The following is a 20979-nucleotide window of genomic DNA, read 5'->3' as shown; positions in this document are numbered from 1 at the left end:
TTTCAATGCCAAAGTGAAACTGTTTCGTGCCATTCAACGTGGTGTGACAGATACCGAATTCTTTCTGTTCCGCCTTTCCAAACTATATGCTTGATTCAACTTTCTCCCCAACAATTGCAATTGACCCATGATGCGCCCTGTATCCCTGCGTGGCCGGCTATGTTATTGTCCGGCGCATCATGTGCGTGAAAACCTGTTAACAGAATATTACTCCCACTATGTAATGTCAAATTAATCTTTAATTTTTTTTACTTCCAGCACTCCGGATATGATTTTCCTGAATAAAACCCTTATCATTGTACTAATTACTATTGCCTCTGCCTGCTGCCCCTAACCCCTTCCAGCGGTACCGATTTTTCGCCTTATGAAGTTTCTGTTTCTGATTCTGCTTTTCATCGTCAGCAGTATGACTGCTTCGGCCCGTCCGCTGTTTAATGAAATCATGCCGCTCAATAATTTCACCATTGCCGATGAGGACGGAGAGTATGAATCATGGGTTGAGCTCTACAATAACTCGGATGACCCGGTCCGGCTTAACGGCTACGGACTGTCCAACCGTCCGGATGACGCTTATCGCTGGGTGCTGCCTGATATTACCCTTGCACCTGATTCGTTTCTTCTTGTCTGGCTTTCGGGCAAAGACCGGCGTTCTCCCGACAACCCGCTTCACAGCAGCTTTGATGTTGAACCCGGACTCGATACACTGTTTTTAACTGCACCGGACGGCCATGCTGCAGATACACTGCCGGTACCCGACCTGCCTACCGATGTCTCATACGGCCGCTCTCCTGACGGCGCCGAGACTACCATTATCTTCAAGGAACCGACTCCGGGTGATCCCAATATCCCGGAAGGACGTGACACATTCGCCGGCACCCCTGAGTTCAGTGTCAAACCCGGGTTTTATGACCATTCTGTCCGGCTTGAACTGCTTCATGATGATCCGGATGCAACGATTTACTATACTACCGATGGCTCCGTACCCGACAGTTCTGCAAATATCTACTCCGGGCCGATCACACTTGATTACGCCGGCGGCAATGACAATCATTTTTCGGTAATACGGACCTCGCCGCCTGAGGGCTCCGACCATGGATATGACTGGATTCCGCCCGGCGCTCCGGTTGACAAGGGACACATCATCCGGGCGGTTGCCAAAAAACCGGATGCCTATCCTTCGGCTGTCGCTTCCGGTACCTGGTTTCCCGGAATGGATCAGAAAGACCTACCCGTACTATCTGTTTCCGCGCCGAAAGAGGCTTTTTTTGATAACGAATCGGGCATTTATGTTCCCGGCGCAAAATATGACAGTCTTGGTTTCGGGTCGGGCGTCTGGGGCATACCCAACGCCAACTATCATCAAAGAGGCAGAGAATGGGAGCGGGAGGCATCATTTGAGTGGTTCGAGGATAACAGGCAGCTGCTGCAGCAGGATATCGGCATTCGCATACACGGCGGCGGATCCCGGTCCCTTCCCCAAAAATCCCTTCGTCTTTATGCCAGAAGCGATTATGGCCAGTCACACCTGGAGCATCAGGTCTTTCCGGACCAGGCTTTCGGAGAATTCAAACGCCTCATACTCCGGAACTCCGGTCAGGACTTTTATCGCAGGGCTACCATGTTCCGGGACGCCTTCATGCAAGAACTGATTTCTGACCTGTACGTACAGACCCAGGCCTATCGTCCCACCGTTCTTTTTCTGAATGGTGAATACTGGGGCATTCACAACATCCGCGAACGTTACGACAAACACTTTTTTGAACGTGTGTACGGTGTTCCCGAGCAGCATCTCGACTACCTTGAAAACCGGTATGTTGAAAAAGAAGGGAGCAACACGCACTATCTTGAGATGCTCGATTATATCGAAGAGCACGATCTGGCCGATGACGAACATCTTGAGCATGTCTCAACGATGATGGACTTTGAAAACTTCATCGATTACAATATCCTGCAGCTGTTTTTCCGCAACAAAGACTGGCCCGGCAATAATAATGACTACTGGCGGTATAGCGGTCCCCCTGATACCGATATCCCCTATCATGACGGACGCTGGCGCTGGCTGGTTTATGACCTTGATTTCGGGTTCGGACTTCAGAGGGGGCACAGCGCAAGTGAAGAAGATATGCTTCAGTTTGTTCTGGAAACCGAGGAAACCGGCTATGCCAATGCTCCCTGGGCCACATTTCTGCTGCGTTCCCTCCTCGAAAACGAGCAGTTCAAAACCCGGTTTTTACGCAGGTTCAATGACCTGCTGATCACAACATTTCAATCCGGACATATGACGCAGCTTATCGATGAGATGGCAGAGGTCATTCGGCCGGAAATCGGCAGACATATAGAGCGCTGGTCCCATCCGCCGGACAAGCAAACCTGGGATGAACATGTGAACATCATGCGCTATTTCGCGGAAACAAGGCCGGAGTTCAAGATCGAACATCTGCAGCATCATTTTGACACCGGAGATCTTATCCCCGTGGTTGTCAATCTGGACCATGCTTCCGGCGGTGTGGTAACATTGAATTCCATTACGCTTCAACCTGATGAAAAGCAAGGCTCAGGAAGTGAAAGTCCGGAAACCTGGAGCGGGCGTTTTTTCGAAAACGTCCCTGTTGAGCTTGAAGCAAAACCCTCGGCCGGGTACCGTTTTTCACACTGGGAAATAAACGGCGACTCCATCATCCATGCCGGCCATTCCCTGACACCTGACGATAAGACCACCATCACACCGGTTTTCGAAAGGGATTACGAAGATTCCGGAAGCTTCCCCGAAGCATTTGTCCTAACCGATACTTCGGATTATTCTTTCTCCGGCTGGTCACCTGAGCGGGAGCCCGGGACATATCCATCCAACATGGCTTTTGTCTACATGGATGAGATTGAGCCCTCCCAAAACGCCCGCATTTCCGGATTTACTTCCGGGGCGTATGACCTGGACAGCCGGACGCGCATCACCGGTCTGGATGACAAAGGGTTCGCTTTCATAAATACCGACAACCTCGGGGGCAATCCGGGCTATCCGGGACGCCGTCTGGGCGGTGCATTGCTGGCCCTTAATACAGAGTCTGCGGAGAATATTACTGTCGAATGGACGGCAGGAACCATTACACCAAATTCCAGGGAATATGGTCTTCGCTTACAATATCGTATCGGCAACCTGGGGCCTTTTCAGGATGCAACCTTGCTTGGCGGACAACCGGTAACGTATATCAGAGAGGAAACACCGGGGCATCAGGAAACCATCGGACCGGTAATTCTGCCCGATCATCTTTCCGGTCAGCCGCACGTCGAGCTGTTATGGCGGTATTATCATACCGGTGTTCGTCATGACTCCCGCAGCGGGGCCCGGACAGAGCTCAACATCGCTTCCATAACGGTTTCATCCGGTTCCGGGACAGGAAATGATGAGTATGAAGACCCGCCGGATAAGCCGGATGCATTTGCGCTGAAGCAGAATTATCCCAATCCGTTCAACAATGAGACCAGAATACCTTTTGAGCTGGCCGAGGCATCACATGTTGTCATAACCCTGCACGATGTGGCCGGCAGGCGGGTTGCCACCATCGTCGATGAGTCGTTTGAAGCAGGCACACACGAGGTTGACTTCGTTTCCCGGTCGCTTGCAAGCGGAGTCTATCTTTATCGCATGCAGACATCCGGTTTTGAGGAAACCCTCAAAATGGTTGTGATACAATAGGATTAGCCTGCAGCAAGCATCACATTCTCTTTCCGCCCGAAAGCAGATAGAGCACCGCCATCCGGACCGCCAGGCCGTTGGTCACCTGATCCAGTATGATGGCACGGGGATGATCGGCCACTTCGCTTTCCAGCTCCACCCCGCGGTTCACCGGCCCGGGATGCATAATGGTGAAGTTGGGAAATTCGCGGAGATGGCGCTTTTTGATCCCGAACCGCTCGTGATACTCGCGCTGTGAGGGAAACAGGCCGCCCTCCTGACGCTCCAGCTGAATGCGCAGCGCCATGGCGACATCGCACCATTCCAGACAGGCTTCGAGGTCATAGGAGACCGACACGCCCAGCTCATCTACAAACAGCGGCATCATGGTACGCGGCCCGCAGACGGTAACCTCCGCTCCCAGTCGGGTCAGGCCGATGATATTGGAGCGGACAACCCGGCTGTGCATGATATCGCCGATAATGACCACTTTCAGCCCGTCGATCCGGCCGATCTTCCGCCGCATGGAGTACATGTCCAGCAGCGCCTGGGTAGGATGCTCGTGCGCTCCGTCACCGGCATTGAGAATCGCCGCATCTACGCAGCGGGACAGGAAATGGGCCGCTCCCGGACTCGGGTGCCGGGTGACCACCATGTCAATTTTCATCGATTCGATGTTGCGGATGGTATCTTTCAGCGACTCCCCCTTGCTAACGCTGGAAGAGCTGCTGGAAAAATTGACCACATCGGCGCCCATCCGCTTTTGCGCCATTTCGAAAGAGATTCGCGTCCGCGTGCTGTCTTCATAGAACAGATTGACAATGGTTTTGTCGCGGAGCGTCGGAATTTTGGGAATGGGACGGTTCAGAATTTCCAGGAATTTGTCGGTCTGATCCAGTATATGAAGCAGGTCTTCCGCAGAATAGTCTTTCAGGCCAAGCAGATGGCGATGCGGGAAAACATATGCTTCGTTGCTCTGGTTCGTCACGCTTCCGGCTCCTCCTTTTTACGGACGACAAATACCGCTTCCCTGCCGTCCTGTTCGTTGGTTTCTACACGGATTTCTTCGTTGAGATGGGTCGGGACGTAGATTCCGACATAATCGGCCGTCACCGGCAATTCACGATGCCCGCGATCCACCATGCAGCAGAAGCGGACGCTTGACGGCCGGCCGAAGCTCATAAGCGCATCCATTGCAGACCGGACCGTCCGTCCCGTATAAAGCACATCATCCACCAGGACCAGATCCCTGCCGAACAAATCGAACGGAATATCGGTGACCTGAACGGAGGGCATTTTCATCCGGGTGCGGAAATCGTCACGGTAAAAGGTGGTATCCAGGACGCCCATCGGCACGTCGACGGAAAAAAACTGCTTGATGTATCCGTTAATCCGCCGGGCAATATCCACGCCACGGGTCTGCATTCCGATGATGGCCAGCGATCCCGGGTCATCGAACGGCTCTACAAACTGGTGTGCCAGCCGCTGACAGGTGCGATCCAGATCTTCGCTGCTGAGTAAGAGTTGTGCCATGGGCAGCCCGGTTAACGTCCATTTCAATCCCGGATAAGTTACTACTCGACGGGCAGATTGACAACCGCACAGTAAAGAATGTACTGATGATGTGTCCAATCCAACATTATGATGAATCCGAACCGTCATTCCGTTTTTTCAAGCAGCACAAGCAACGCTATATCGTCACAAATTATTCTCTGAATGGCTGCGGCCGGACAGATGTTGCCATTCATATCCGCTCGAGGAACTTCCGCCGCTTTTAAGCGGTTTCAGCATGATTGCTACTAACCGGAGCGTGCACTTCCGGCAGATTTCACACTCACAACCAACCTATCATATCACAAACACTCCCGACACTATGAACAGCAAGATGGTCAGCATCGATTTCTGGAACACCCTTGTACATGCCGATTCCAATGGAGAAAAACGTCATGAAGCCCGCATGCAGGCCCTTCGCAGACTGGCAAGGGAATACGAAAAGGAACTGACCGATGAAGCCGTTCAGAATGCCCGGAGGGAGGTATCCAGTGCGTTTGATGCGGAATGGTTCGGCAACCAGCGAACCAAAACTACCCGCGAACTGGTGGAAAAAATGCTTGAAGTGCTGGCCATCCCCGCCCGGCCGGAAGAAATGGATGAACTTGCTGAGGCGTTCCGGGAATCTCTGTTCCTGGGTCCGCCCGCGCTGGCAGAAGGACTGAAACCGGCGCTCGCCAATCTGGCCATGTACTATGATCTGGCCATTATTTCCGATACCATGTACTCACCCGGCGCCACGATCAGGCGCTATCTGGAACAGCAGGATGTCCTTCACTATTTCAAAGTCTTTGCCTTCAGCGACGAGGTGGGCGTGAGCAAGCCGCACGAAAAAGCCTACCGGACGGTGCTGGACGCGCTGCAAGCCTCGCCTGAACACTCCTTTCACGTGGGGGACATGCAGCGGACCGATATAGCCGGTGCGAAATCGGTCGGAATGAAAGCGGTGCTTTACACGGGAATTTCCGATAAGGACAAACCGGAAAATTCGGCCGATTATGTATGCGAAACCTGGGAAGCCATCGCCGATATCCTGGTATCCGAAATCGCATGACAGATTGTGGCAAGTATCCGCAAACTTTGTAACTTAGACCCGATTATCAGTCAAGCGGGTTTCATCCGGCTGTCATGTCCAAAATCAAACTTTTATACACATGAAATGAACATGACCGGACTAACGCCGACTCACACAGGTTCATGATTAAACACGGTCATGGAATTACATCTGACCATATAAATCTAAAATTTTAAACAGATGAATATCCACGAATATCAGGCAAAGGAAATACTCAAATCCTATAACGTTGCTGTTCCGGAAGGCATCGCTGCCTTCAGCACCGAAGATGCCGTCAAGGCCGCCGAACAGCTTCAGGATAAAGGAGCCGGCCTTTTTGTGGTCAAGGCGCAGATCCATGCCGGCGGACGGGGAAAAGGGCGTACAAAATCATCAGGCGCCAAAGGTGTGATTCTCGCAAAATCTGTGGATGAAGTCAGGGAGGCGGCCGACTCCCTGCTTGGTGACACGCTTGTAACCCTGCAGACCGGTGAAGCCGGCAAAAAGGTGGAACGGCTTTATGTGACCGAAGGTGTCGAGATAAAGCAGGAATACTACGTCGGGGTTACGCTCGACCGGACGCGCAACCAGAATGTGATTATGGTTTCCACCGAGGGCGGTGTGGAAATCGAGAAAGTTGCTGAAGAAACTCCCGAAAAAATCGTCAAAGAGTGGGTTGAACCCGGACTGCCGCTCCAGGGCAATCAGGCAAGACATCTGGCCTTTGCACTGGGACTGTCGGGCGATCAGTTCAAACAGGCCGCGAAATTCATTATGGCGCTATACAAGGCGTTTGAAGCCACCGATGCTTCGATCATAGAAATCAATCCGCTTGCGCTTACCGGTGATGATGAGATTGTCGCACTTGATGCCAAAATCAACTTCGATGACAATGCGCTCTACCGCCAGCCGGATATTGCCAAACTGCGCGATGAATCGGAAGAGGATCCGCTGGAGCTCGAGGCCACCGCATCCGACCTGAATTATATCAAACTGGACGGAAATGTGGGATGCATGGTCAACGGGGCAGGTCTGGCCATGGCCACGATGGATATGATCAAGCTGGCCGGCGGCGAACCGGCCAATTTCCTGGATGTGGGCGGCGGTGCCAATGTGGATACCGTCCGGAACGGGTTCCGCATCATCCTGAAAGATCCGAATGTCGAGACCATTCTGATCAACATCTTTGGCGGCATCGTCCGCTGCGACCGTGTGGCCAACGGCATCATTGAAGCGGTCAAGGATGAGGAAATTGCCAAAAAGCTTGAGGATATACCGATCATCGTGCGGCTTCAGGGAACCAACGCCGAAGAGGGCAAGGCCATCATCGATAAAAGCGGACTCAACGTCATCTCGGCCGTGCTGCTTAAGGAAGCGGCGGAAGAAGTTACCAATGTCCTGAAAGCGGACTGACAAGTCTGATCCGGACAGTCCTGCGGCCACTGATCTTCGTATTCTAATCACGGGATCGCACTGCACCGGCGCGCAAAGAGCACCTTCTGCAATACGTCATTTCACGGTCGGAGAGCCCTGGGTTTCTTCCATCCGCTTCATCACTTTCCGGTAATAGGACTCGTAGTGGTCGATGACAAGTGACTGTTCAAACACTTCGGCGCGTTTCCGTGCATTCCGGGACAATTTTTGCTGCAGCTCGTCATCGCTCAGGATGGAAATGGCATAATCACCCATCGCGTCGGTATCGCCGAGATCGCAGAGATATCCCGTTTCCCCGTGGATGTTCAGCTCCGGAAGGCCGCCAATATTGGAACTGATTACCGGCACACTGCAGCTCATCGCCTCAAGCGCTGCGAGTCCGAACGTCTCTGATCCGGAGGGAATAAGAAACAGGTCGGCAATGGACAGAATGTCTTCTATTTTCTCCTGCTTGCCCAGGAACCGCACATGCTCGCAAATACCCAGTTCGCGGCAGCGGTTCTCCACTTTCTGCCGGTCCGGACCATCGCCAACCAGCAGCAGGTGAGCCTCTATTCCGCTTTTCAGCACTTTGTCGAACAGCTCAACGGTATCGCTGACACGTTTGACTTCTCTGAAATTACTGACATGCACCAGCACTTTTTCCCCGTTCGGGCACAGCGCTTTCTTGAAATGACTTTTTTCGGACCTTTTGAAGCGCTCCAGATCGATGAAATTGGGAATGACTTCGATCTCATTCTCAATGTCAAACCGGTTGCAGGTCTCATTCCTGAGGTACTCCGAAACAGCGGTCACCCCGTCGCTTTTGTTAATCGAAAAAGTCACCACCGGTGCGTAGCTCGGGTCGCTGCCTACAATGGTGATATCGGTGCCGTGGAGTGTGGTTATGACCGGTATGTGCTGCCCCGTCTCGCCGAGAATCTGCTTTGCAAGATAGGCTGACGTGGCGTGCGGGATGGCATAGTGCACATGCAGCAGATCCAGTTTGTGAAATTTGATGATGTCCACCAGGTGGCTTGCCAGTGCCAGGTCATACGGTGGATACTCAAACAGCGGATAGGCGGAAAACGACACCTCGTGAAACGAAATGCGTTCATGAAACTCATCGAGCCGCATCGGCCGTGCGTAACTGACAAAATGGACGTTGTGTCCGCGCTGCGCCAGTCCTTTGCCCAGTTCGGTGGCAACAACACCGCTTCCGCCATACGTTGGGTAAAGGACGATACCAATATTCATAACCTGCCAAAATGTGTTTGTGAAAGAAAGATTACAGAAGATACCAAATCATACGTTCTATTCCGGTATTGTCTCATCCAAACACCACATGTCATGTAAAAAATTCATCCCTTTCAACTAATTCCGGATATGCAAACGACGCCTTGTCCGTTTTCACATCAGACAGATATGTCTGGAAGTGTTGGGCGTAATCGTTGTATATTGTAAGGATAGACAACAGTCCGGATGGTTCGGTGTTTCCATCAGAGCAACGATGTGTTTAGAACAGCCGGATCATGCGGACTAAATTGAAAAGAAAAAGGTTTTACTATGGCAGGACATTCCAAATGGGCAAACATCAAGCACCGAAAAGCCGGAGTGGATGCGGCACGATCAAAAATCTTCAGCCGAATCATCCGTGAGCTGACCATCGCCGCAAGGGAAGGCGGCGGCGACCCGACCGGAAACCCGAGGCTCAGTCTTGCCATCGACAACGCCAAGTCCAACAACATGCCCAAGGACAACATCGAGCGGGCTATCAAGAAAGGTACCGGCGAATTGGGTGCCGGCGAAAGTTACGAAGATGTGATCTATGAAGGATACGGACCGGGCGGCGTTGCCTATGTCGTTGAAGCGGCAACGGACAACCAGAAGCGGACGGTTGGCGAAGTGCGGCACGCATTCACCCGTTTCGGGGGAAACCTGGGCACCAGCGGATCAGTATCCTACCTGTTCGACCAGAAAGGAATTATCTCCATCCCCGCAGGGAGTATCGACAAGGAGACCCTGATGCTCGAAGCGATCGATGCCGGAGCAGAAGACCTCAAGGACGATGATCCCGAAATGCTGGAAGTGTACACGCAGCGGGAAGATCTGTTTGCCGTTCGGGGACAGCTCGAGGAAAAAGGATATGCGATCCGCAATGCCGAACTTCAGTGGATTCCCCGTACCGAGGTCAAGGTCGAGCAGGATACCGCCCTGACCAATTTCAAGCTGATGAATTACCTCGAAGACAATGACGATGTCAGCAATGTATTCAATAACATGCAGATGGATGAGGAAACCATTGCCGTGGCCGAACAACTTTAGCCTGTATTTCAGGTATTGAAAAGCATTACCTGCTTACCCCATGAAATTTGCAGCAATTATTATTCCGGCTCTGCTTCTTTTTGCTTCGGTCAACAGCGACCGTGCCAGGGAGGCGAACCGCGCCTATGAGGCCGGCGACTACGAACGCGCGGAGCGGCTTTACCGGCAGGTTCTTGAGGACAATCCCGATGCACCGCAGATTCTGTTCAATCTGGGCAATGCACTGGCTCATCAGGGTGACGCAGAGGCATCCAAAGAAATATTCACCCGATATCGCGATCTGGTGAGTGATCCGACCGAGCTGTCTCATGCGGAATACAACATTGGCTACCTCTACGGAGAAACCGGTCAGACAGAAGAGGCTATCCGCCAATTCCGGAGGGCCCTCGAGCTGGATCCGGCCGACGAAGACGCCAAGTTCAATTTCGAAGTTTTAAAACGCAGGCAGCAGCAAACCCCGCCGGAAGATGAGGAGGACGATGATCAGGAGGAGGATCAGATGGAAGAAGCGCCTCAGGATGCCCAGCCTCCCCCCGGTGCCGATGCCGATGAGCAGGACCAGGACGACCCGCAGGACGCGGCCGGCCGTGAGGAAGATACGGATGCCGATGAGCAGCCAGTAGAACCGGAGCTGGAGATTACCGACGAAGAGCTGCGCCATGCCGAGGACATCATGAATGCGCTCGAACAAATCGAAAAAGACCTTATCCAGGATTTCAAAAAACGGCAGCACGAGCCGGTTGACCCTCATGTCAAAGACTGGTAACCCTTGAAAACAGGAAACCAACGACACCGCTAATATTGAACCGAACATCTGACCAAAGACAAAAACCTGCCCGGCAGTATAAGCTTCAGTATATTCCTGCAGCTTAAAAGTGAAACATAACATCATGCATCGACCTGCCTCCATCTGCAATTTTTCTCTGCTTTTCCTCAGCGGCATTCTGCTGTGCATTGCTGTTGTGCTTGCAGGCGCCAATGAGGCTCATGCCCGCGACATCACGGTTTCGGCATCGTTATCGTCCCGGTCGATGGAGGTCGGCGACCAGATTACCCTTGATGTTGAGATTCAAAGCCCCGAGCCGCGGAGTGTTTCGCGTCCGGAGCTTCCCGAACTCGACGGATTGCGCTATGTCTCCACTGTGCCGAAAACCAGCACCAATTATTCCATGATCGGCGGCACGGCAACAATGGTGTACAAATACTCCTATACCGTCCAGGCTGCCGAAAGCGGTTCGTTTCAAATTCCGGCAATTTATGTTGAAGTGGACGGACGGGAATATTCCTCCAGGCCTTTTACCGTCAGCGTACAGGGAACCGGAGAACGTCCGGCTCAGCAAACCACACCCTCGCGCGCAGAACGAAGGCCGGTATTCCTCGAACTTGAGCTGAGTGAGGAACAGCCGGTACGCGGACAGCAGATAGTTGCCGACATTGTGCTTTATTTCCGGAACTCCGTTGAAATCACGTCGTTTCAGGTAGCCCGGAGCTGGCAGACCGAAGGATTCTGGCGGGAAGACCTTAGCCAAAGCGAGCTGCGCAGGCCTGAAACGGTGGTTCTGGACGGAAGCCAGTACCGCAGGGCCGTTGTGTCCAGATACGCCCTGTTCCCTACCCGAAGCGGTGAACTGAACATCCCGTCATATGGCATCGATGCCAGGGTCCGCATTCTCGGGCGGTTCCGCGACGAATACAGCACATTTTTTGACGGAAGCGGCCGGCAGCGGAGTGTAAATCTGGAGACCGAGCCCCGGACCCTCTCCGTCAGCACTCCGCCCATTCCTCCATCCGACGGTCAGCTCATCAGCGCACTGGGGCGGTTTTCCATCGACCGGACGCTCAGCAGCGAGCGCGTCAAACTGGGTGAGTCCGTTGAGGTGATCACCGAAATCGAGGGAACCGGCAACCTGGGGCTGATTACGCGTCCCCGCTACAGCTATCCGGGGGTTTTTGACACCCATCGCCCGCGTGAAGTCATCGACCGTGACAAAAATGCGCCGGAGATGACGGGAACCAAACAGTACCGCGATGTGCTCATTGCCCGGCGGACCGGCACGTTCACCATCCCGGAAACCACCATTCAGGTCTACAACGATGCCCGCAGGCGGTATGAGCCGCATGTACTCCCCGAACTTGTTGTAGAGGTGGTCAGGGATCCCAACGCACGCGTTTCCATAGCGCGAAGCGATGATTTCAGGCTGACCCCGATCCGCGGTTCGGTGACCTGGTCGGACGGGACGCACCGCCCGTTCTACCAGCTCTGGTGGTTCTGGTTTGCCCTGGCCATTCCTCTGGGGTTATTTTTCTACGGATTCCGTGCCTGGAAGTATCAAAGCCGGTTATCAACAGACGAAACCTTTTCACGTCAGGAGCGTGCTTTTGAACGTGCGATGGACCATCTGGAATCAGCCGAGTCACTGGCCGACACAAAAGAGGTCTACTCCCTGATTGACAATGCCCTGTACGGTTACATCGCAGACCGGCTGGGGTTGCCTTCGGCCGGATTGTCGGAAGATCAGCTTGTGGCCGCCCTGCAGAAGCGAAATGTTGAAGGTCCGCTGCTCCGGAAAGTCAGCAGTCTGCTGAAAAAATGTGCAACTGTCCGGTACCTTCCCGAGCCTTCCGCAATGGATATGGTTTCCGATCTTGCAGAGGCCCGCAACATCATCAGGCAACTGGATCCGCAGCTATGAATGAGTCCTCATTAACCAAAGGGATCCGGCAGCCTGCTGCACCCCGGGCGGGGACAGTCATCATCGCAGCCTTCCTTATATGGATGACGGTCCTGCCGGCACTTGAAGTGGCAAACGCCTCGGAAGTCCGGCCGCAAATGCTGTTCAACCGCGGCAACTACCTGATGGAACAGCAGGAATATTCACGGGCACTGGAACATTTCCGGGAAATTGAAGAACACGGTTATGAATCCGGCCCGCTTTTTTACAACATGGGGATCAGCTATATATACCTTGATTCCCTCGGAAAAGCAGCCTGGTACTTTCAAAAGAGCACGAATTACCGAGTGACCTCCGATCCCGCCGGGGAAGGACTCTCTTTTATAGAGCAAACCAACCGCAGTCGTGGTTTTCATATCCCGCAGCTCACATGGTACGCTTTCATCGACTGGATGCTGTTCGAAATGAATCATTTCAGCTGGATTGTGATGGGGCTGTTGCTGCTCAATGCCGGTGTACTGCTCTTGCTGGCCGGATGGATTTTTTATCCCGACCGGCGGCTGGTTTTCGGCGGGGGAGCGGCGGGCTCAGCCGGCTTGATTTTGCTGCTGCTGAGCATTACCATCTATATCGTCGCCCAGGGGTATCGCCAGGCGGTTGTCATGGAAACCCGCACACCGCTGCAGCCCGAACCGACCGCCCTCACCCTGGCCGGATCAGAACCGGAAGCATACGACGGTGATTTGGCTTATGAGGCATATACTGTTACATTGGATGTGAGAAAAAGCAGACAGCATGACGACTGGGTGCATGTCCGGCTGCGCAACGGCGCACGGGGCTGGGTTCCGGACACCGCCGTCTGCGAGTTATGACCTTTACATTAAAACCATTTACCAAACTTTTTTACCATGAGTACACCTTTGGATTATCTGAACGAACATCAGGAAACCTTCAAGGAAGAGCTGTTCAAGCTGCTGCGTATCCCGAGCATCAGTGCCGATCCCGCGCATAAGGAAGATGTACACAGCGCCGCAAAATATGTGGCCGGACAGCTGGAGCGAATCGGCCTCAACAATGTGAGCATTGAAGAGACGGACGGACACCCGATCGTGCTGGCCGAACATCTCGAAGCGGGTCCGGACAAGCCAACGGTACTCATTTATGGTCATTACGATGTCCAGCCGCCGGATCCGCTGGATGAATGGAAAACACCCCCGTTCGAGCCTACCGTGCGGGATGGCAAAATCTATGCACGCGGCGCCAGTGACGACAAAGGCCAGTCGTTTGCCCATATCAAGGCCATTGAATCGTTTCTTAAAACCGGCACCGAACTTCCCGTCAACGTAAAATTTATCATCGAAGGCGAGGAGGAGATCGGTTCGCCGAGTCTGGTACCTTTTCTGGCAGCTAATAAAGAGCGGCTTGCCTGTGACATGGTTCTGGTCTCCGATACCGCCATGTTCGCCAAGGACACCCCGTCTATCACCTACGGCCTGCGCGGTCTGATGTATCTCGAAGTCACGGTAACCGGCCCCAACCGGGATCTCCATTCCGGAGTTTACGGCGGCGGCGTTCAGAATCCGGTCAATGCACTGTGCGAAATGATCGCAAAACTCAAGGATGAAAACGGCGTGGTTCAGATACCCGGTTTTTATGACAATGTCCGGCCTCTGACCGAAAAAGAGCGCGAAGCCTATGCACAGCTTCCGTTCGATCAGGAAGCCTACAACAAAGAGCTGGACATTGATGAAGCGTTCGGAGAGAAGGGTTATTCGACACTCGAGCGGGTCAGCGGACGCCCCTCACTGGATGTGAACGGCATCTGGGGCGGTTATCAGGGCGAAGGCGCCAAGACCGTCCTGCCCGGCAAAGCAGGAGCAAAAATCAGCACCCGGCTTGTGCCCGATCAGGAACCAAAGGAAATCTTCCATCTGATCGATGCCTATATGCAGGAAATCAAGCCTCCCGGTGTGCGTATTGACGTGCGCGAACACCACGGCGGCCACCCCGTCCTGGTGGATCTCGATTTCTACGGTCTGAAAGCCGCTGCGGCAGCTTTTGAAGATGTTTACGGCAAGCAGGCGCTGTTCAGCCGCGAGGGCGGATCCATCCCCATTGTGGCTGATTTTGCCAAAACGCTGAATGCCACGACCATTCTGATGGGACTGGGACTCAATTCCGACTCCATCCATTCACCCAATGAGCATTTCCATCTCAAGGATTTCGAGCGCGGCATGAAGACATCCGCCCGGTTTTTTGAGCTGCTTGGGGATTATGTGGAGTAATCCGGCGGCTGTGGCAGTGTTTCAGCCGGTCAGAGCGTCTCTTCTTCCGGCTTGTACCAGAAGCCGGCCACAGATTCGTTCGTTACCTTAACGGGATTGTTTTTGCCATCCAGCAGGACCACGCGCGGTTTGTGGTCTTTGGCCTCCTCCTGACTCATGCGGGCATAGGAAATAACGATGATGCGGTCACCCACGGTCGTCAATCTGGCGGCCGGGCCGTTCATGCAGACCTCCCTTTCGCCCCGCTTGCCGGGAATAGTGTAGGTATCCAGGCGCGAACCGTTGTTGACATTGACCACCTGTACCTTTTCGTAGGTATAGATGCCCGCGACCTCCATCAGTTCCGGGTCGATGGTGATGCTGCCCTCATAATACAGGTCGGCCTGCGTGACGGTCAGCGGGTGAAGTTTCGACTTGAACATTTCAAGCATCATGATCTCATTCTTTCCTTGTATTCAGTAATACGTTGTCAATGAGCCGTGTGTTGCCCAGCCATGCTGCTGCAGCGATGACATAGAGCCGGCCCGGCACAATAACGTCGACCGGCTGCAAATCTGGTGTTCCGACAATGGAAAAATAATCAAGTTTGAAACCATTTTCAGCAAATCGCTGCTTTTCCCCGCTGAGCAGCGTTCCGGGCACAGGAATTTCGCCGGAATCCGCATCCTGTTTCAGGATTTGCTCCCTGAGCGTATCAGAAACCCGCTTCAGTGAAGCAAACAGCATGGGCGCCTTCCGGCGCTGATCCGGCGACAGGTAGACATTGCGGCTGCTTTTTGCCAGTCCGTCGGATTCCCGGCGGGTCGGACCCATCAGAATTTCCACCGGGTGTTCGAATTCTTCGGCCATCTGACGGATGATAAACCACTGCTGGATGTCTTTCTGTCCGAAAACGGCTACATCCGGCCGGACGATATTGAACAGTTTGTTGACTACCTGCAGAACCCCTTCAAAATGTCCGGGGCGACTGGCGCCGCACAGGTGCCGGTTCATTCCGGATATCCGGACCGACAGATAGTGAGGCCGCTCCTCGTCATCCGAGCCGTACATCTCATTCCGGTCAGGAGCAAAAACGAGCGACACACCTTCGCTTCTGCACTTTTCCATATCGGTTTCCAGCGTGCGGGGATAGCGTTCATAGTCCTCGCCGGGTGCAAATTGTGTCGGGTTGACGAAAACGGATACAACCACATGTGCAGCATGTTCTTTTGCCTGGCGGATCAGCGAGAGGTGGCCGTCGTGCAATGCCCCCATCGTGGGTACCAGAGCCACACGCTCACCCTGCCTGTGCCATTCCGATACCATTTGCCGGACTTCATTTTTTTTATGCGCTAGTTTCAATGGTTGTGATCCGGATGTCCGAACGTCCGCTGCCGCACGTTTCAGATTGACCGGTTTTCGTCGAAATTTTCAAGAAGTTGTTTGACTTTCTGGACAAAGGCACCGCCCATTGCGCCGTCGATGATCCGGTGATCGTAGCTCATGCTGAGATAGACCATGTGGCGGATGGCGATGGTATCGGTTCCTTCCACCTCCATGACCACCGGCCGCTTCTGGATGATTCCGGTGCCGAAAATGGCGACTTGCGGCTGGTTGATAATGGGTGTGCCCATCAGATTGCCCACACTGCCGTAGTTGGTCAGCGTGAAGGTTCCTCCGGTGAGGTCGTCGGGTGAGAGCTGCTTGTTGCGCGCTTTAAGGGCCAGTTCGTGTGTCGCCCTTGCAAGTCCCTGGACGTTTTTCTCTCCGGCATTTTTGATGACCGGCACCACGAGTCCGCCTGTGCCGGATTCCCCGAGTGCAACGGCAATGCCGTAGTTGATGTCGCGCTTGAGAAGGATATGGTCGCCATCCACCGAGCTGTTAAGCAGCGGATACTCCCTAAGCGCCTGAATGGTGGCTTCCACGAAAAACGGAGTAAATGTCAGCTTGAAGCCGTTTTCCTTGTAAAATCTGTCCTTGTTCTTTTCCCGGAACTGAACCAGCCGGGTGACATCCGCCTCGCCAAAGGTGGTCACATGCGCCGCAGTCTGCTTGGAACGCACCATGTGCTCGGATATGACCTTGCGCATGCGATCCATTTTGATGATCTCGACATTTTCCTGCGGACGTCCGGCAGATATTTCGCCGGCATCGATTGCCGCCTTATCCTGTTTCTTGTCGCCTGGTTTGCGCAGGCCGGAATCCTGCTTCGCTTCGGCACCGGCTGCCTGTTTCTTTCCGGCGGCTTTGCGGCCCGATTTCACATAATCCAGCACATCCTGTTTGGTTACCCGGCCCCGGGTGCCGCTTCCGTCAATGGATTCCAGTTCTTCCTGCGAAAGTCCCTCCTCCGTTGCGATGGCACGGACCAGCGGGGAGTAGAATCGCCCGTCGGCGCCTTTACGCTGCGGCGGGGTTTCCATATCCGCTGTTTCGGCTTCCGGAGCCTTGCCGTTATCGGTTCCGGATCCGGAGGACTCTTCCCTTTCCGCGCCCTCCGGGGTCACGTCCTGCACTTGCTCTTCATCTCCGGCATCAACCGTTTTTTTTCCGGTCGATCCATCCTCAGATTCGCCGGACTCTTCCCCGGCTTCCGGCCCTGAACCGGCTTCATCAGCCGCATTCTCATCAGCACGCTGCTCTTCTTCTCCGGCTTCAGCCTGATCATCTCCGGAATCATCAGCATCCGGTGAGGTATCCGCATCGCCACCGCCTTCCATAGCCTTTTTGGCAGCATCAGCATCGGTTTCGATGACGGCAATCGGTTCACCGACTTCCACGGTCTCGCCCTCTTCAACAAGAATTTCAACCAGCGTGCCGCTTTCCGGGGACGGTACTTCGGAATCGACTTTGTCAGTACCTATTTCAAGCAGTGATTCATCCTGCTGAACGGTATCGCCGATGCTCTTGAGCCATTCGACTACCGTTCCTTCCATGATCGACTCGCCCATCTTGGGCATGGTTACTTCAATTCGTGCCATCGTTTATTCCGGAGATTATGGGATATTGTTTGCTTGTAAAAAGTTCATCACTATAAACACGCGTAAGCCAAAGAAGGTTTAAGTTATTTAAAATCGTAACGATTTGCATCATCCGGATTTATGAAACAGAGCTTCCAGACTTCGGACGATGTCCTGCCAGATATCTTCCGGGTGTTCGATGCCGACAGAGAGCCGGATCAGGTTTTCCGGTGTGGGGCTTTCGGCATATTCACTCGTCTTGCGGTGCTCCCACGTGGACTCCACTCCGCCGAGGCTGGTGGCCGGGATGATCAGTCCGGCAGCATTCACCACGCGCAGGGCCGCGGCCATATCGCCCCTGACCTGAAACGAGATCATGGATCCGGGCATATCCATCTGGCGGGATGCAATTTCCTGCCCCTCATGATCCTGCAGCCCCGGATAGTAAACTTTTTCCACCGCATGGTGTCCCCTTAGGCGGCCGGCTATGAGCTGGGCATTGGCACACTGGGTTTTGATGCGGGCATAGAGCGTTTTAAGGCTTCGCAGCAGCAGCCAGCAGTCAAACGGCGACGGTACAGAACCTGCCTGGGCCTGGAATTTCCGCAGTTCAGCCGAAATTTCGGTGTGATTCCCGGAATTTCCGACAACCAGCGCCCCGCCAAGCGCATCACTGTGTCCGCCGATAAACTTGGTCGTGGAGTACAGCACGATATCCACCCCCTGCTCAACCGGCCGCTGAATAACCGGTGTCGACCAGGTGTTGTCAAGCACCGAAATACAGTTGTTTTCCTTCGCCAGCGCCGTCAGCCCGGCAATATCGCTGATTTTCAGCATCGGGTTGGATGGTGTCTCAAGCCAGATCATGCGCGTACGCTCTGTGGCCGCCTCGCGAACCTTTTCCACGCTGGTCATATCCACGAAATCGAACGTCAGTCCCCACCGGGCGTACTGGTCACGGATGAGGTTGCGCACGCCGTGGTACAGGTCATCGGGCAGCAGGACGTGGTCACCGGGGGCGAGGATGTGAAAGGCGGCCTGCACCGCTGCCATCCCCGATGCAAATGTCACGGCATCACTGCCGCCTTCGATGCCGGCGAGGGTCTTCTCAAGCTGGGCGCGGTTGGGATTGTCCAGGCGCGTGTAACTCCAGGAGTCTGCAGAAAGTCCGCCCGATGGATGGCGGAAAATGGTGGATGGTTCCCAGGATGGAACAACCGGCTCCCCCGCAGATTCGGGGTGCCATCCGTCATGAAGTACTCTGGTTTCACGGTGCCAGGACGATTCCGGACTGTTGTGATGCTGTGTTTTTTTCTGATCCATAAACTCCGTTTCTTATATCTTCCCTATGAAAACCCGGGGGCAGACCTGATCGTTTACCCTGAAATGCAGGCAATCTCAGCAGTTTGCCGCCTGCCGGGTCAATGGCATAAAATAGGGATATCCGTTTGCTTTTTTGAACGGTTGATTGTTTTTTTGACTGAACCTGAAAGTCAATACGCTCATGCTAAACTATATTTGGTCCGGGCTGATCATCATCAGCCTGGTTTTCGCGGTGACCCAGGACATTACCGACCTGGTTCAGGACACCTACCGAAACGGTGAAGTCCACGATATTGAAGTCATTTTTCCTGAAAATGGTGACAGGGACAAAAGACAGAACGTCCGGTTTATCATTTCCGGCTACGATGAGAAATTTGAAGCGGTCTGGCGGCCGGTAGACGGTCATTACGAAATGGTCATTACCGTCGATGACGATATGCCGGAACACTGGCGCGATGTTGCCGAACATCAGGAAGCCGCCGATGAAACCGAGCTGTTGGCGGAGGTGGAGCGCTTCGATGAACAGACCGGTGCGGCCGGAATCATCCTTCCGGAAGTCCGGTACGTAAAACTGCGCGCCATTACCAACGCCGCCTTTGAAATGGCTGAGTTTGCGGTGACGCTGGCCATCGGGCTGATCGGCATCATGGCGATGTGGCTGGGCCTGATGAAGATCGCTGAAAAGAGCGGAATGGTATACATGATCGTCGTCGTGGTGCAGCCGTTTCTCCGCTTTCTGTTTCCCAACGTGCCGAAAAACCATCCCGCCCACGGTATCATCAGTCTGAATATGGCTGCCAACATGCTGGGCCTCGGAAATGCGGCCACCCCTCTGGGCATCAAGGCGATGGAGGAGCTTCAGAAGCTGAATCCGGCAAAGGACAAAGCCAGCAACGCCCAGTGCATGCTTCTGACGGTGAATACGGCAAGCGTACAGCTGCTACCGCCCGCCACACTGGTCGCCCTGATCGGAACCGGCGTCAATGAGCTGGTCATCAGCATGGCGCTTGCCACCCTGGTATCGCTGATCGTGGGTGTTACGGCCGCAAAAATTTACGAGCGGTTCCACCCCGAAGAAGCGCATACAGAGAATATTCCCGACGAACAAAAGAGTGAGGCCTGATCCATGCAAACCATAGCTGCATTTGTACTCCCCCTGATTATTGTAACGATCCCGCTCTATGGCCTCATCAAAAAGGTGCATGTGTATGAGGTTTTTGTCGAGGGTGCCAAAGAAGGGTTCCAGATCGGCGTGCGGATTATCCCCTACCTTGTGGCCATTCTGTTTGCCATCGGGATGTTCCGGGAAAGCGGAGCGATGGATTTCTTCATGGCCGCTCTGGGTCCGGTGCTCGCGCTGGTCGGTTTTCCTGTGGAGATTCTGCCCATGGCGGTATTCCGCCCGCTGACCGGCAGCGGCTCGGTCGGCGTTCTGGCTGATATGGTGGCCCAGTACGGAGAGGATTCGATCTTTGTCAAGATGGCCGCCACGATGTTCGGGTCAACCGAGACCACGTTTTACGTGCTGGCCGTCTACTTCGGAGCCGTCGGCATCCGCCGGGTAAAATATGCCGTTCAGACCGGGCTCATTGCCGATCTGGCCGGCATCATCGCTTCGGTTGTGATCGTGTATCTGCTGTTCGGATAAGTCATGCGGTTTTCCGGCAGATGCCGGGAGCCGGTTGGTTGGTTAGCCGGATAGCATGACAGCTTATTATCCGGATGGCTGGATGGGCGGAAA

17 protein-coding genes are annotated in these 20979 nt (G+C 53.9%); 10 read left to right on the top strand and 7 right to left on the bottom strand.

From position 1 onward, the window contains the following. Positions 1 to 364 precede the first annotated feature (364 nt). Positions 365 to 3694, top strand: coding sequence for a CotH kinase family protein (locus tag NATSA_RS13010; RefSeq protein ID WP_210513037.1), 3330 nt, complete (start codon positions 365 to 367; stop codon positions 3692 to 3694). A gap of 19 nt (positions 3695 to 3713) precedes the next feature. Here NATSA_RS13010 and NATSA_RS13005 read toward each other — a convergent pair whose 3' ends face one another. After that, positions 3714 to 4661, bottom strand: a complete 948-nt coding sequence (locus NATSA_RS13005; protein WP_210513036.1) for an aspartate carbamoyltransferase catalytic subunit — start codon at positions 4659 to 4661, stop codon at positions 3714 to 3716. Next, positions 4658 to 5206: a bifunctional pyr operon transcriptional regulator/uracil phosphoribosyltransferase PyrR gene (pyrR, locus tag NATSA_RS13000; RefSeq protein WP_210513035.1), complete on the bottom strand. Its 549-nt coding sequence runs from the start codon at positions 5204 to 5206 to the stop codon at positions 4658 to 4660. Before pyrR ends, NATSA_RS13005 begins: the two co-directional genes overlap by 4 nt. A gap of 256 nt (positions 5207 to 5462) precedes the next feature. Between pyrR and NATSA_RS12995 the strand changes: the two genes are divergently transcribed. Beyond that, positions 5463 to 6278: an HAD family hydrolase gene (locus NATSA_RS12995; RefSeq protein ID WP_210513034.1), complete on the top strand. Its 816-nt coding sequence runs from the start codon at positions 5463 to 5465 to the stop codon at positions 6276 to 6278. Between the two features lie 201 nt (positions 6279 to 6479). Further along, on the top strand, positions 6480 to 7691 hold the full coding sequence (gene sucC, locus NATSA_RS12990; RefSeq protein ID WP_210513033.1) for an ADP-forming succinate--CoA ligase subunit beta: 1212 nt from the start codon (positions 6480 to 6482) through the stop codon (positions 7689 to 7691). A gap of 96 nt (positions 7692 to 7787) precedes the next feature. Here sucC and bshA read toward each other — a convergent pair whose 3' ends face one another. After that, positions 7788 to 8948 (bottom strand): N-acetyl-alpha-D-glucosaminyl L-malate synthase BshA, encoded by a 1161-nt coding sequence (gene bshA / locus NATSA_RS12985; RefSeq protein WP_210513032.1) that lies wholly within the window; start codon positions 8946 to 8948, stop codon positions 7788 to 7790. Positions 8949 to 9257: 309 nt separating this feature from the next. Between bshA and NATSA_RS12980 the strand changes: the two genes are divergently transcribed. The 5 genes from NATSA_RS12980 to NATSA_RS12960 all read left to right on the top strand — a co-directional run bounded on the left by NATSA_RS12980 (position 9258) and on the right by NATSA_RS12960 (position 14973). After that, positions 9258 to 10016, top strand: a complete 759-nt coding sequence (locus NATSA_RS12980; RefSeq protein WP_210513031.1) for a YebC/PmpR family DNA-binding transcriptional regulator — start codon at positions 9258 to 9260, stop codon at positions 10014 to 10016. 40 nt (positions 10017 to 10056) lie between these two features. Further along, complete coding sequence (locus NATSA_RS12975; protein WP_210513030.1) at positions 10057 to 10782, top strand: tetratricopeptide repeat protein; 726 nt, start codon at positions 10057 to 10059, stop codon at positions 10780 to 10782. A 124-nt stretch (positions 10783 to 10906) separates the two neighbouring features. Next, entirely contained in the window at positions 10907 to 12709 is a 1803-nt protein-coding gene (locus NATSA_RS12970; RefSeq protein WP_210513029.1) for a BatD family protein, read from the top strand. Beyond that, the gene (locus tag NATSA_RS12965; RefSeq protein ID WP_210513028.1) at positions 12706 to 13560 is read left to right on the top strand and encodes a tetratricopeptide repeat protein; all 855 of its coding nucleotides are present in this window, start codon (positions 12706 to 12708) and stop codon (positions 13558 to 13560) included. Before NATSA_RS12970 ends, NATSA_RS12965 begins: the two co-directional genes overlap by 4 nt. Before the next feature lie 36 nt (positions 13561 to 13596). After that, complete coding sequence (locus NATSA_RS12960) at positions 13597 to 14973, top strand: dipeptidase (protein ID WP_210513027.1); 1377 nt, start codon at positions 13597 to 13599, stop codon at positions 14971 to 14973. Between the two features lie 29 nt (positions 14974 to 15002). Here NATSA_RS12960 and panD read toward each other — a convergent pair whose 3' ends face one another. The 4 genes from panD to NATSA_RS12940 form a co-directional block, all read right to left on the bottom strand. Beyond that, entirely contained in the window at positions 15003 to 15407 is a 405-nt protein-coding gene (gene panD / locus NATSA_RS12955) for an aspartate 1-decarboxylase (protein ID WP_210513026.1), read from the bottom strand. Between the two features lie 4 nt (positions 15408 to 15411). Continuing rightward, positions 15412 to 16314, bottom strand: coding sequence for a pantoate--beta-alanine ligase (gene panC, locus NATSA_RS12950; protein WP_246481825.1), 903 nt, complete (start codon positions 16312 to 16314; stop codon positions 15412 to 15414). A 41-nt stretch (positions 16315 to 16355) separates the two neighbouring features. Continuing rightward, the gene (locus tag NATSA_RS12945; RefSeq protein WP_210513025.1) at positions 16356 to 17936 is read right to left on the bottom strand and encodes a dihydrolipoamide acetyltransferase family protein; all 1581 of its coding nucleotides are present in this window, start codon (positions 17934 to 17936) and stop codon (positions 16356 to 16358) included. A 108-nt stretch (positions 17937 to 18044) separates the two neighbouring features. Beyond that, a complete protein-coding gene (locus NATSA_RS12940; protein WP_210513024.1) occupies positions 18045 to 19238 on the bottom strand; it encodes a trans-sulfuration enzyme family protein in 1194 nt (397 codons plus the stop codon). A gap of 181 nt (positions 19239 to 19419) precedes the next feature. On the opposite strand from NATSA_RS12940, the gene NATSA_RS12935 reads away from it, so the two are divergent. Together NATSA_RS12935 and NATSA_RS12930 are read left to right on the top strand one after the other, a co-directional pair. Then, positions 19420 to 20361: a nucleoside recognition domain-containing protein gene (locus tag NATSA_RS12935; protein ID WP_210513023.1), complete on the top strand. Its 942-nt coding sequence runs from the start codon at positions 19420 to 19422 to the stop codon at positions 20359 to 20361. Between the two features lie 3 nt (positions 20362 to 20364). Then, positions 20365 to 20886 carry a spore maturation protein gene (locus NATSA_RS12930; protein WP_210513022.1) on the top strand — a complete coding sequence of 174 codons (522 nt, stop codon included), beginning with the start codon at positions 20365 to 20367 and terminating at the stop codon, positions 20884 to 20886. Positions 20887 to 20979 lie beyond the last annotated feature (93 nt).

The sequence above is a fragment of the Natronogracilivirga saccharolytica genome (assembly GCF_017921895.1).
Classification (GTDB): Bacteria; Bacteroidota; Rhodothermia; order Balneolales; family Natronogracilivirgulaceae; genus Natronogracilivirga; species Natronogracilivirga saccharolytica.
This window is presented reverse-complemented; position numbering and strand designations above follow the sequence as displayed.

Bases quoted from the DNA above. Each gene is read 5' to 3' on its own strand.
- NATSA_RS13010 (WP_210513037.1), top strand. From the start codon at position 365: ATGAAGTTTCTGTTTCTGATTCTGCTTTTCATCGTCAGCAGTATGACT.
- pyrR (WP_210513035.1), bottom strand. From the start codon at position 5,206: ATGGCACAACTCTTACTCAGCAGCGAAGATCTGGATCGCACCTGTCAG.
- NATSA_RS12995 (WP_210513034.1), top strand. From the start codon at position 5,463: ATGATTGCTACTAACCGGAGCGTGCACTTCCGGCAGATTTCACACTCA.
- sucC (WP_210513033.1), top strand. From the start codon at position 6,480: ATGAATATCCACGAATATCAGGCAAAGGAAATACTCAAATCCTATAAC.
- bshA (WP_210513032.1), bottom strand. From the start codon at position 8,948: ATGAATATTGGTATCGTCCTTTACCCAACGTATGGCGGAAGCGGTGTT.
- NATSA_RS12980 (WP_210513031.1), top strand. From the start codon at position 9,258: ATGGCAGGACATTCCAAATGGGCAAACATCAAGCACCGAAAAGCCGGA.
- NATSA_RS12975 (WP_210513030.1), top strand. From the start codon at position 10,057: ATGAAATTTGCAGCAATTATTATTCCGGCTCTGCTTCTTTTTGCTTCG.
- NATSA_RS12970 (WP_210513029.1), top strand. From the start codon at position 10,907: ATGCATCGACCTGCCTCCATCTGCAATTTTTCTCTGCTTTTCCTCAGC.
- NATSA_RS12965 (WP_210513028.1), top strand. From the start codon at position 12,706: ATGAATGAGTCCTCATTAACCAAAGGGATCCGGCAGCCTGCTGCACCC.
- NATSA_RS12960 (WP_210513027.1), top strand. From the start codon at position 13,597: ATGAGTACACCTTTGGATTATCTGAACGAACATCAGGAAACCTTCAAG.
- panD (WP_210513026.1), bottom strand. From the start codon at position 15,407: ATGATGCTTGAAATGTTCAAGTCGAAACTTCACCCGCTGACCGTCACG.
- NATSA_RS12945 (WP_210513025.1), bottom strand. From the start codon at position 17,936: ATGGCACGAATTGAAGTAACCATGCCCAAGATGGGCGAGTCGATCATG.
- NATSA_RS12940 (WP_210513024.1), bottom strand. From the start codon at position 19,238: ATGGATCAGAAAAAAACACAGCATCACAACAGTCCGGAATCGTCCTGG.
- NATSA_RS12935 (WP_210513023.1), top strand. From the start codon at position 19,420: ATGCTAAACTATATTTGGTCCGGGCTGATCATCATCAGCCTGGTTTTC.
- NATSA_RS12930 (WP_210513022.1), top strand. From the start codon at position 20,365: ATGCAAACCATAGCTGCATTTGTACTCCCCCTGATTATTGTAACGATC.